Origin of the sequence: Clostridioides sp. ZZV15-6383 (assembly GCF_020657735.1) — a bacterium.
Taxonomy (GTDB): domain Bacteria; phylum Bacillota; class Clostridia; order Peptostreptococcales; family Peptostreptococcaceae; genus Clostridioides; species Clostridioides difficile_D.
The window spans coordinates 15721-27897 of record NZ_JAGWCV010000046.1 but is presented as its reverse complement, the minus strand read 5'-3'; the positions used below and the strand labels follow the sequence as shown (position 1 = coordinate 27897).

The window sequence follows — 12177 nt, the reverse complement described above, 5'->3', positions numbered from 1 at the left end:
TAACATTTTTTCTATTTACTTGTTCTTTATGTATTCCTTTATATTCTAAATATTGTTCATAAGTGTAATATCTTCTATCTGTTGGAGTTCTAAAAGCCTTTAATTTCCCTTCAACATCCCAACGTTGAAGAGTTCTGACTGACATATTAATTAACTCTGCAAACTCTTTTGGTTTATAGTTATTGTTTTTCATATAATCACCTCTTGACTATAATTTACTATAAATAACTATATTTATCTATGTTTTTATTGATTAAAGATAACCTCCTAAAATAATATTATTAAAAATTATATAATTTAGCCTTAACAAATAATATATACATAGTTATAATTTGTATCGTTTAAGACATAGCAACTATCTATATTATTATATAATAAAATGATAAATATATATTAACAAATACTAAAGTATCTAAATTTAATTTTATCTAAATTAACATAAAGATAAGGTGTGGATTGTTTGGAGATGTCAAAATCCTTCAGGATGGTAATCTTTATACCTCCTACTATGTTGAGGAAGGAGTATCCTTACCTCGAAAGGATGAAGAAAGTTTAACTGTTTACATTAATGAAGTTGATTACTTTAATAAAATAATAAAATATAGATGAAATATATTTTAATTATTTTATCTATACTTTGTTAAATGTAGATAAAACTAAAAAGGGTTTTCTAGAAAATAAAATTTCTTTAATTATATCTGCTTACCAATACCATCACTTGATGCAGACAAGATTCTACCACATTTTCTCCATATTCTAGTATAAAATCATTTAATTGTGTATCTATAAAATTGCAGTAATCGTATGAACTGCATATATATGCAGTTAGTATATGCGTACATCTATCCATTTTATCTATAAACATATATCATTTATCCCCCTAAAAAACTTTCATAAAAACAAAAAGAAAATATCTTTTTGGCAACTGGCTGACATAACTCATTTCATAAGTCTTAGTCCCTATAGCTTTGCGTCACTAAATTTCTCTAGTTTTGCCTATTTAGTTTTATTCTACAATTACAATAATACAGGAAAACGTTTTGTTTTTCAAGGGACATATTAAAAAATTATTTTATTTATCGAAAATAAATTAGGTAAAATAATTATATTATATAAAATATATAAATTAGAGTAATAGGATTTTATTATTAGTTTAGGTTGAACTAACCTAGGTAATAAAATTTAGTGAAGTTAAACAGTTAACAAAGTAAAAAACTCATTATAACATTTTATTCCTATAGACAATTATTAAAACTTAATTAAATTTTAATAAATTATGTTAAGTATATATGAATAGTATTAGATTTTTATGAAAAAGTATTATTTTAGTGTTATATATTTTAAAGTGGATAAAATATATAATATGAATAAAAAATTTGTTAAAATATGATAAGTGTAGTATAATCAAGTAGAAAAGATATAATATATTTCGGGGAGCTAATATGCTGAGAGGAGATTTTATCTCGACCCTTTGAACCTGTTTGGATAATGCCAGTGTAGGGAGACCAGTGAAGATAAAAATAAGTCTTATCCTATTTTGGATAAGACTTTTGTTTTATTTAAATATTTAAATATATTATGTTTTTAGTAGTAAGATTTTTAAATAAAAAACAAAATATACCTAGTAGGTATTAATTATTTTTAAAAGGAGTGATTTAAATGGTAATCGCAGATATAACAGTAATACCACTAAGACCTTACAAAGGTGAAGAAGAGATGTATAAAGTAGTAGATGCTTGTATTGCTGAAATTGAAAAGAGTGGTCTTAAGTGTGAAATAGGAGCAATGAGCACTACTGTTGAAGGTGATTTTGATGAAGTTTTTGAATTATTAAAAAAGGTACATAAAATCCCTTTTAATCTTGGATGTGAAAGAGTTATAACAGTGGCTAGAGTAGATGAAAAAGCTGGGGGTTTAACTATAGATGAAAAGCTTAGAAATCATAGATAAAGTCAAAGATAGTATATATCCAATAGCAACATTTTTGTTTATACTTATTCTTTGGCAATCTGTGGTAGGAGTTTTAGAAGTTCCTCAGTATATACTACCCACACCAGTAGATATAATTAATGTGTTTTTTAAAGACTATCAAAATTTATCTATGCATGCTTTGGTTACTATAGGAGAAGCAATACTTGGTTTTATAGTTGCAATTATAATATCATTGTTAATTGGAGTATTGATGGACTTTGTGTCAATAATAAAAAAATGTGTTTATCCTATTATGTTGGTTACTCAGATGATACCTACAATAATTATAGCTCCACTTTTTATGATATGGTTTGGATTTGGGACAATGCCAAAAGTATTGATGGTGACACTTACTTGTTTTTTTCCTATATTAATAAGTTTTGTAGATGGTATTGAAAATATTGATAAGGATTATTTAAATTTATTTAAGACTATGAATTCAAATAAAGTTAATACATTCATTCATCTTAAATTTCCTATGTCAATGGATAAATTTTTTTCTGGACTTAAAATATCTGCAACTTATGCTGTAATGGCAGCAACTGTTGCAGAATGGTTAGGCGGAACGAAAGGTCTTGGTGTCTATATGCTTAGGTCAAAAAGTGCATATGCACTTGACAAAGTATTTGCATCTACTATATTAGTAGTTATATTTAGTTTAATATTTGTAGGAATTGTACAGGCTGTAAAGAAAATGGTTATAAGACATAGATTAGCAGATTAAATGTATTTGAGGGAGGCAATTATGAATTTTAAAAAATTAGGAATATTAGGTTTAGTAAGTGTTTTTACATTGACAACAATAACTGGATGTTCTTCAAATAGTAATAATAAAGACAAAAATAATGATAAAGATACTTCTTCTAAAAAAGTAACTATGGTACTTGATTGGACGCCAAATACAAATCATACTGGATTATTTGTAGCACTTGATAAAGGTTATTATAAAGACGAAGGTTTAGACGTTGAAATAGTACAACCGCCTGAAAGTGGAGCTGAGACTTTAGTAGCAACAGGTAAAGCTGACTTTGGCATAAGTTATCAAGAACAAGTTACTTATGCAAAGACTAGTGAAGACCCACTTCCAATAAAAACTGTAGCTGCTGTTATACAACATAATACTTCTGGGTTTGCATCACCAAAAGAAAAAAATATAACTACAGCTAAGGATTTTGAAGGAAAAACTTATGGTGGTTGGGGTTCTCCATCAGAAGAAGCTGTTTTTAAAGCGGTTATGAAGAAAAATGGAGCTGATTTTAATAAGTTAAAAATAGTCAATACTGGTCAAGATGATTTCTTTGCAGCTATGAAAACTGTAGATTTTGCATGGATATTTGAAGGTTGGGATGCAGTTAAGGCTAATTTAATTGGATATGATTTAAACTTTATACCAGTAAAAGATTTGGATGATAGATTAGATTATTATACACCACTTATAATTTCTAATGAAACTGTACTTAAGGATAATCCAGAGATTGCTAAAAAGTTCTTAAAGGCTACAACAAAAGGTTATGAATATGCAATGAAAAATCCAGAAGATGTAGCAAAAATTTTAGTAAAGCATGCACCAGAAGTAGATGAAAAACTAGCATTGAAGAGTCAAGAATATTTAGCAAGCAAATATAAAGATGATGCACCAAGATGGGGAGAAATGAAAGATAGTGTATGGAATAACTATACATCATTCTTAAAAGAATATAAATTAATAGATAAGGATATGAAGGCAAGTGATGCTTACACAAATGAATTCTTACCACAATAAAAAAGTAAAAATATCTATACAAAATGTATCAAAAACATATAAAGATATTGAAGTTTTAAAAGATATAAGTATTGGTGTTTATGAAGGTGAATTTGTTTCTATATTAGGACCAAGTGGATGTGGAAAAAGTACTATATTTAATATTATAACTAAACTTACAGATTATAATAGTGGAAAAGTAGATATAAATGGTAAATACAGCTATATGTACCAAAAAGACTTGCTCTTGCCATATAAAACTATAATAGATAATGTTTCATTACCATTAGTCTTAAAAAAAGAAAAAAAGAGCAAATCTAGGTTAATGGTAAAACCTTATTTTGAGGTATTTGGATTAAATGGATATGAAGATAAATATCCATCAGAACTTTCTGGAGGGATGAGACAGAGAGCTAATTTCTTGAGAACTTTTGTAAATTCTAATGACATAATGCTTTTGGATGAACCTTTTGGAGCACTCGATTCATTAACAAAAACATCTATGCAAAAATGGCTTTTAGATGTTAAGAAAAAAGTAAATTCAACGATACTTCTTATAACTCATGATATTGATGAAGCTATAATGCTATCAAACAGAATTTATGTTATCTCAAAAAAACCATCAATAGTAAAAAAAGAATTTATTCTAGATAGTAGAAATTTAAATGAAAATAACCTTGAAAATATCATTAAACTTAAAAAAGAAATAATATCTTTATTGTAAAAATTATATATATTTTTATTTAATAAGTATTAAACTTATCAATCCAAAATGTGAGTATACATTTTGGATTGTTTTTAGTTATATGTCAAAATTTTATATATTATGTTAATAATAATCACCTACTATGATATAATATTTAATTAGAAAAGAAGGAGGTTTGATAATGCAAATAGATATGAATAAATTAACTCCTATGATGAAACAGTACCTTGAAGTAAAAAATAGATATAAAGATTGTATACTGTTTTTTAGATTGGGAGATTTTTATGAAATGTTTTTTGAGGATGCATTAGTAGCTTCAAAAGCTCTTGAAATAGCATTAACAGGAAAAGCTTGTGGTTTAGAAGAACGTGCTCCTATGTGTGGTGTGCCTTTCCACTCAGCCAATTCATATATATCAAAATTAGTTGAAAATGGATATAAAGTAGCAATAGGTGAACAAATGGAAGACCCATCTACTGCAAAAGGAATTGTTAGAAGAGAAGTTATAAGAGTAATCACTCCTGGAACAGTTTTAGATGGAAATTTACTTGAAAATAAAAAGAATAATTATTTGTTATCTTTGTATAAGGATGGTGCTAACATAGGTCTAACTTATGTTGACATAAGTACAGGAGAAACTAATGCAACATGTCTAAATGAAGATAAAGTAATTGAAGAAATTGCAAAAATCCATCCAACAGAAATAATTATAAATGATTTAGACTTTATAGAAAAGCTTAGAGATATAGCTACTGTAAGTAATATATACATAAATGAAAGTTTTAGCGATAACTATTTGGATATAAACATATTAAGAGAATATTTTCCAGATGTTTATCTACAAAAACTAAAGTTTGATGACAAAGGTCTCATAAAGTCAAGCTTATCAATTCTTCTGAATTATATATACAATACTCAAAAACAAATAACATCTAACATTAATAATATAAATATATACAATTCATCAGAATATATGGTTTTAGATATGTTTACTAGGACTAATTTAGAACTTACTCAAACTATAAGAGGTAATAAGAAAAAAGGTTCATTATTGCATGTCCTTGATAAAACTTCTACAGCAATGGGAGGTAGACTTCTAAGAAAATATGTAGAAGAACCTTTGATAAACAAATCTAAAATTGAAAATAGATTGGATGTAATAGAAGAAATAAAAGATGATTTTATATTAAGAGAAGACCTAAACGATATACTTAAAAATATATACGATATAGAAAGAATATGTGGAAAGATAGCATTTGAAAGAGTAACACCAAAAGAGTTAATTCACTTAAAAAATTCTGTAGAAAAGTTACCTAATTTAAAAGATACAATAGATTTATCAAATGCAAAAATACTAAAAGAGTATGTTTCAGAAATGGATAAATTGGACGATATATACAATTTAATAGATGAAGCTATTCTAGAAGAACCTACAATAACCATAAAAGATGGAAACATAATTAAATCAGATTTTAGTGATGAACTTAAGGAATTAAGAGATATTTCTAAAAATGGAGCATTTCTCGTAAAAGAAATAGAAAACAGGGAAAGAGAAAAAACAGGAGTTAAATCGTTAAAAATAGGATTTAACAAAGTGTTTGGATATTATATAGAAATAACAAAAGCCAATTTTAAACAGGCAAAGTTAGATGAAACATATATAAGAAAACAAACACTTAGTAATGCAGAAAGATATATAACTCCAGAACTAAAGGAAATAGAAGAAAAAATATTACATGCTGAGGAAAAAATTAAATCTTTAGAATACGAAATATTTGTAGGAATAAGAGATACTATATACAAAAACATAGACAGAATACAAAAAGTAGCTAAAACTATAGCTAATATAGATGTTTTTGTATCTCTTGCAACAGTTGCACACATAAATAACTATGTAAAACCAGCGATAAATGAAAATAATAAACTTGATATAAGAAATGGTAGACATCCAGTTGTCGAAAATATAGTAGGTGAGGAAAATTTCGTTCCAAACGATACCTATTTAAATCGTGGAGAAAATATTATTAACATAATAACTGGTCCTAATATGTCTGGTAAATCAACATATATGAGACAAACTGCTATAATAGCTCTTATGGCGCATATAGGTTCATTTGTACCAGCAGAGTACGCTGATATTCCAATACTAGATAGAATATTTACAAGAGTTGGGGCTAGTGACGATTTATCTCAAGGTCAATCTACTTTTATGGTAGAGATGAACGAAGTGTCTCTTATACTAAAAAATGCAACAGAGAGAAGTTTAGTTATATTAGATGAAATAGGGCGTGGAACTAGCACCTATGATGGTATAAGTTTAGCATGGTCAATAGTGGAATATATTCAAAAGAATATTAGATGTAAGACATTATTTGCAACACATTACCATGAACTTACTGATTTAGAAGAAGAATTTAAAGAAGTTAAAAATTATTCAATAGCAGTTAAAGAAGATGGAGAAGGAATAATATTTTTAAGAAAAATAATTCCTCAAGGAGCAGATAAGAGTTATGGAATATATGTTGCTAAATTAGCTAAATTACCAGATGAAGTTATAGAAAGAGCAAAATATATACTTAAAGATTTGGAAAAAAATCATGTCTACAACAGTGTTGCAATAAATGGAGATAAAGAAAAGACTAATATAATTAATAGTAATTTAGATGAAGAATTACTTAAAGTAAATCAAAGTAATTTTAAGAATAAATATGAATCTCTAAAAATAGAACACGAACTTATAGTAAAAGACTATAAGCATATAAAGAAGGATTATGATAAGTTAAATTCTAAATTCAAAGTATTAAATGATGAAATTGATTTAATGAAGCAAAAAGATGATAAAGAGAAAACTATTAAAGAGGATTCTGTAAAAGAAGTAGCATTAACCCAAATATCTTTTGATAGTGTAAATAGAGACATATTATCAGAAGAGATTCTAAATCTAGATATTTTAAATATGACTCCATTAGATGCTATAAATTCTCTTTATAATCTTCAAAAAAAGGCAAAAGAAATAAAATCTTAGAGGTGTAAAAATGAAAAATATAATTAACATCCTAGATGATTTGACTATAAACAAGATAGCAGCTGGTGAAGTTGTAGAAAGACCTTCTTCGGTAGTGAAAGAACTCATTGAAAACTCTATTGATGCAGGTGCAAATAAAATTTCTATAGATATAGTTGATGGAGGAAAAAGTTTAATTAAGATTACAGATAATGGAATAGGAATACCTTCAAGTGAAGTTGAAAAATCGTTTTTAAGACATGCTACTAGTAAAATTAAAAAAATTGATGATTTATATGATTTATACTCTCTTGGTTTTAGAGGAGAAGCATTGGCATCTATTTCAGCTGTATCAAAATTAGAAATGACTACTAAAACCAGAGATGAAATAATAGGAACAAAAATATACGTTGAAGGTGGCAAAATAATATCAAAAGAGCCAATAGGCTCTACTAATGGGACTACAATCATTATAAAGGACATTTTCTTTAATACACCAGCAAGACAGAAATTTTTAAAATCTACTCATGCAGAAACTATAAATATAAGTGATTTGATAAATAAACTTGCAATAGGTAATCCAAGTATCCAATTTAAATATACAAATAACAATAAACAGATGCTAAATACTCCAGGAGATGGAAAGCTTGTAAACACTATTAGAAGTATATATGGAAAAGAAATAACGGAAAATATAATAGATGTGGAATTTAAATGTAACCACTTTAAAATGAATGGATATATAGGTAATAACAATATATACCGTTCTAATAAAAATTTACAACATATCTACATAAATAAAAGATTTGTAAAAAGTAAAATAATCATAGATGCAATAACAGAAAGTTATAAGTCTATAATTCCAATAGGTAAACATGCAATTTGCTTCTTAAATATAGAAGTAGACCCATCATGTATAGATGTAAATATACATCCCAATAAACTTGAAATTAAATTTGAAAAAGAACAAGAAGTGTATATAGAACTTAGGGATTTTTTAAAGGTTAAATTAATACACTCAAATCTTATTGGGAAATATGCTACTTATACTGATAAAAAAACACAGCCTAGAATCGCTATTAACAATAGAGAAAAAAGTACAGACTATGAATTAAGAAATAATAATTTATTAGAATCTAATCCCCAAAATAACAATATGACTAAAGGTAAGGATGAAGTTATCGAAGTTGTGACTTTATCAAGTGAAAAACCAATAAATGAATTTCAATCTGTAAGTGAAGTCTTAAATGCAAGTATAGAAGACGAAATGAAAAATACTAATTATCTGAGTGAAGATAGCGTAAATGACAATATACAAGAAGAATTTCAAGTTGATAGAACTAGGAATGAAGGAAATTATTATTTGGGAAATAGTATTAGAGATAGTGAAGAAGAGTACTTATGTAGTTCAAAACGGAAGTTTTCTTTATATGGATATTCTGTAATTGGAGTTGTATTTAATACTTATATAATTTTGAGTAAAAATGATTCTATGTATCTATTGGACCAACACGCTGCACATGAAAGAATATTATATGAAAGATATATGGAAAAGTTCTATAGACAGGATATCAATATGCAAATACTTTTAGACCCAGTGGTGATTGAAGTATCAAATGTAGATATGCTTCAAATTGAAAATAATTTAGAACTATTTATGAAATTTGGTTTTGAATTAGAAGTTTTTGGTAATACTCATATAATGGTAAGATGTGTTCCTACTATATTTGGAGTACCTGAAACTGAAAAATTTATACTTCAAATAATTGATAATATAGAAGAGATTACAAGCAATTATGATTTGAAAGGAGAGAGGTTTGCATCTATGGCATGTAGGTCTGCTATAAAAGCAAATGATAAAATATATGATATTGAAATAAAAAGTCTATTAGAACAGCTAGAGAAGTGTGAGAATCCATTTACATGTCCTCATGGGAGACCTATAATGGTTGAAATATCTAAGATGGAAATAGAAAAAATGTTTAAAAGAATTATGTAAAATATTTGGACATTTAGAATATATGGAAAGGAATGTTATGAAAAATATACCACTTATAATACTTACAGGTCCAACTGCTGTTGGAAAGACAGATTTATCAATAAAATTAGCAAAAGATATGAATGCAGAGATAATTTCAGCTGATTCTATGCAAATATATAAATATATGGATGTTGGAAGTGCAAAAGTTACAGAGGAAGAGATGCAAGGAGTAAAGCATTACCTTATAGATGAAGTTAAACCTGACTATCCATTTTCAGTCTCAGAGTTTCAACAAAGAGCAAAAAAATATATATATGAAATAAATGAAAAGGGAAAATGTGTTTTAGTAACTGGAGGTACAGGTCTTTATCTAAATTCTTTAATATATAATATGGACTTTGCAAAATCTGATGCCAATAATGAATTAAGGGAAGAACTTCAAAATCAGCTTGCTGAAAAAGGAATAGATTATATGCACAACAGGCTAAAAGAACTTGATGAAAAAGCTGCTAATAGAATTCATAAAAACAATACTAAGAGAGTCATAAGGGCTCTTGAAGTTTGTCTAAGCGGTAAGAAAATGAATGATTTTTCAAGTGATTTAAAATTTAATGAAGAATATCAACCAATAATAATAGTTCTTAATAGAGACAGAGAACATTTATATGAAAGAATAAATATGAGAGTTGATATTATGCTTAAAAATGGATTAGTTGAAGAGGTAAAAAAACTTCTAAGTATGGGATTTAAAAAAGATATGATATCAATGCAAGGCATAGGTTATAAAGAGATATTAAAGTATTTAGATGGAGAATATACATACGAAGAAGCTATTGAAATAATAAAAAGAGATTCTAGAAGGTATGCAAAGCGTCAGATAACTTGGTTTAAAAGATATGAAACAGCAAAATGGTTTGATTTAGACAAATATGAAAGTATAGACAAATTAAAAAATGAAATAATCTTATATATTAAAGATTCTATAAAATAATATATAATTTTTTAAGTATACAACTTAATATTGAAAATTTATCATAACTTATATAGAATATAAGATAGGAATATTTTAGAAGTTCAATTTAATCTTGGGAGGGTACAAATCTAATGAAAAATACAGTTTTAAATTTACAAGATTTGTTTTTAAATAATGCAAGGAAAGAAAGGATACCTGTTACTATATATTTAGTCAATGGAGTGCAAGTTAAAGGGCTTGTAAAAGGATTTGATAGCTATATAATATTAATAGAAGGTGATAATAGACAACAAAATATGATTTATAAACATGCTGTGTCGACTATACAACCTGGAAAGTATATTAATCTAACAAATCAAAATCAAAACAACAACAATAATAACAACAGATAAATAACTAATTTAATTTAAGATGATTGAGAGGAGACTTATACTAACTTATAAACTATGATTTATTTGTTTTAGTAAAATAGTCTCCTTTACATGTTTAGATAAAATAATAAAAAGACAGGTGATAAAATGCTTAATGAGACAAGGGAATTATTAAAAGACTACTATGGAATAGATGATGATACTTTTAAACTATCACAAGAAATAATGGAAGACATAAAAGATAAGTTTGAAGAAATAAAAGAAATAAGAGAATACAATCAATATAAAGTTTTAAAAGCTATGCAAGAATCTAAGTTAAGTGACATGCACTTTAACTGGACTACAGGATATGGATATAATGATATTGGTCGTGAAAAAATAGAAGAAATTTATTCTAAAGTTTTTAATACAGAAGATGCTCTTGTAAGACCTATAATTGTAAATGGGACACATGCACTTACTTTATGTATACAAGGAATAGTCAGACCAGGAGATGAAATTTTATCTGTTACTGGTAGACCATATGATACTTTAGAAGGCGTTATAGGTATAAGAGAAGAAAAAGGTTCATTAAAAGAGTATGGTGTTACATATGATGATGTGGATTTTTTAGAAGATGGAAATATAGATTTAGAAGGAATTAAAAATAAAATAAATGATAAAACCAAACTTGTTATGATACAAAGGTCAAAAGGGTATTCTTGGAGAAAATCGCTTTCAATTAGTGACATAAAAGAAGCTATAGATGTAATAAAATCTGTTAAACCAGAAGCTATAGTAATGGTTGATAATTGTTATGGCGAGTTTTTAGATACTAAAGAGCCTACTGATGTTGGAGCAGATGTTATGGCTGGTTCTTTAATAAAAAATCCTGGTGGTGGACTTGCATTAACAGGGGGATATATAGCTGGTAAAAAAGATTTAATTGAACTTATATCTTATAGAATGACTTCCCCTGGAATAGGAAAAGAATGTGGTCTTACTTTTGGGACTACTAGAAATGTACTTCAAGGATTCTTCTTAGCACCTTATATAGTATCTCAAGCTGTAATGGGAGCTATCTTTTGTTCAAGAGCTTTTGAAAAATTAGGTTATGATGTATTACCAAAACACGATGATTTGAGAAGTGATATTATTCAATGTATTAGACTTAATAGTGCTGATGAAGTAATAAGCTTTTGTGAAGGTATACAAGAAGCTGCACCAGTTGATTCTTATGTAAAACCTGTTCCTTGGGATATGCCTGGATATGAAAGTGAAGTCATAATGGCAGCAGGAGCTTTTATACAAGGTTCTTCTATAGAGTTAAGTGCAGATGCTCCAATAAGACCTCCTTATAATGTTTATTTCCAAGGTGGACTTACATTTGACCATTCAAAAATGGGTACTTTAAAAGCAATTGAATTTATAAAAAAACTGAAAAAATAAGC

Annotated in this window: 11 protein-coding genes and 2 riboswitches; of the genes, 9 read left to right on the top strand and 2 right to left on the bottom strand. The window is 27.1% G+C overall.

Annotation, left to right across the window (positions count from 1 at the left end; translation table 11 throughout):
- Window positions 1-193: MerR family transcriptional regulator (locus KGF42_RS14730; RefSeq protein ID WP_227826578.1), on the bottom strand; the 193-nt coding region annotated here is incomplete at its 3' end.
- A gap of 495 nt (window positions 194-688) precedes the next feature.
- Complete coding sequence (locus KGF42_RS14725; RefSeq protein ID WP_054270407.1) at window positions 689-865, bottom strand: hypothetical protein; 177 nt, start codon at window positions 863-865, stop codon at window positions 689-691.
- Window positions 866-917: 52 nt separating this feature from the next.
- Window positions 918-1007, bottom strand: a riboswitch (cyclic di-GMP riboswitch).
- Window positions 1008-1420: 413 nt separating this feature from the next.
- Window positions 1421-1520: riboswitch (TPP riboswitch) on the top strand.
- A 139-nt stretch (window positions 1521-1659) separates the two neighbouring features.
- Here KGF42_RS14725 and KGF42_RS14720 point away from each other — a divergent pair.
- The 9 genes from KGF42_RS14720 (at window position 1660) to KGF42_RS14680 (ending at window position 12175) form a co-directional block, all read left to right on the top strand.
- Window positions 1660-1950 carry an MTH1187 family thiamine-binding protein gene (locus KGF42_RS14720; RefSeq protein ID WP_227822800.1) on the top strand — a complete coding sequence of 97 codons (291 nt, stop codon included), beginning with the start codon at window positions 1660-1662 and terminating at the stop codon, window positions 1948-1950.
- Window positions 1925-2695 carry an ABC transporter permease gene (locus tag KGF42_RS14715; RefSeq protein WP_227822799.1) on the top strand — a complete coding sequence of 257 codons (771 nt, stop codon included), beginning with the start codon at window positions 1925-1927 and terminating at the stop codon, window positions 2693-2695. The genes KGF42_RS14720 and KGF42_RS14715 overlap by 26 nt, the downstream gene beginning before the upstream one ends.
- A 21-nt stretch (window positions 2696-2716) precedes the next feature.
- A complete protein-coding gene (locus tag KGF42_RS14710; RefSeq protein ID WP_227826577.1) occupies window positions 2717-3733 on the top strand; it encodes an ABC transporter substrate-binding protein in 1017 nt (338 codons plus the stop codon).
- Entirely contained in the window at window positions 3702-4436 is a 735-nt protein-coding gene (locus KGF42_RS14705; RefSeq protein WP_227826576.1) for an ABC transporter ATP-binding protein, read from the top strand. The genes KGF42_RS14710 and KGF42_RS14705 overlap by 32 nt, the downstream gene beginning before the upstream one ends.
- Before the next feature lie 163 nt (window positions 4437-4599).
- Window positions 4600-7443, top strand: coding sequence for a DNA mismatch repair protein MutS (gene mutS / locus KGF42_RS14700; protein ID WP_227822796.1), 2844 nt, complete (start codon window positions 4600-4602; stop codon window positions 7441-7443).
- A gap of 10 nt (window positions 7444-7453) precedes the next feature.
- The gene (gene mutL / locus KGF42_RS14695; RefSeq protein WP_227826575.1) at window positions 7454-9421 is read left to right on the top strand and encodes a DNA mismatch repair endonuclease MutL; all 1968 of its coding nucleotides are present in this window, start codon (window positions 7454-7456) and stop codon (window positions 9419-9421) included.
- A gap of 37 nt (window positions 9422-9458) precedes the next feature.
- Complete coding sequence (gene miaA, locus KGF42_RS14690) at window positions 9459-10394, top strand: tRNA (adenosine(37)-N6)-dimethylallyltransferase MiaA (protein WP_227822803.1); 936 nt, start codon at window positions 9459-9461, stop codon at window positions 10392-10394.
- 113 nt (window positions 10395-10507) lie between these two features.
- Window positions 10508-10768 carry an RNA chaperone Hfq gene (gene hfq / locus KGF42_RS14685; protein WP_003428780.1) on the top strand — a complete coding sequence of 87 codons (261 nt, stop codon included), beginning with the start codon at window positions 10508-10510 and terminating at the stop codon, window positions 10766-10768.
- Between the two features lie 126 nt (window positions 10769-10894).
- Window positions 10895-12175 (top strand): methionine gamma-lyase family protein, encoded by a 1281-nt coding sequence (locus KGF42_RS14680; RefSeq protein WP_227822794.1) that lies wholly within the window; start codon window positions 10895-10897, stop codon window positions 12173-12175.
- The last annotated feature ends 2 nt before the right edge of the window (window positions 12176-12177 follow it).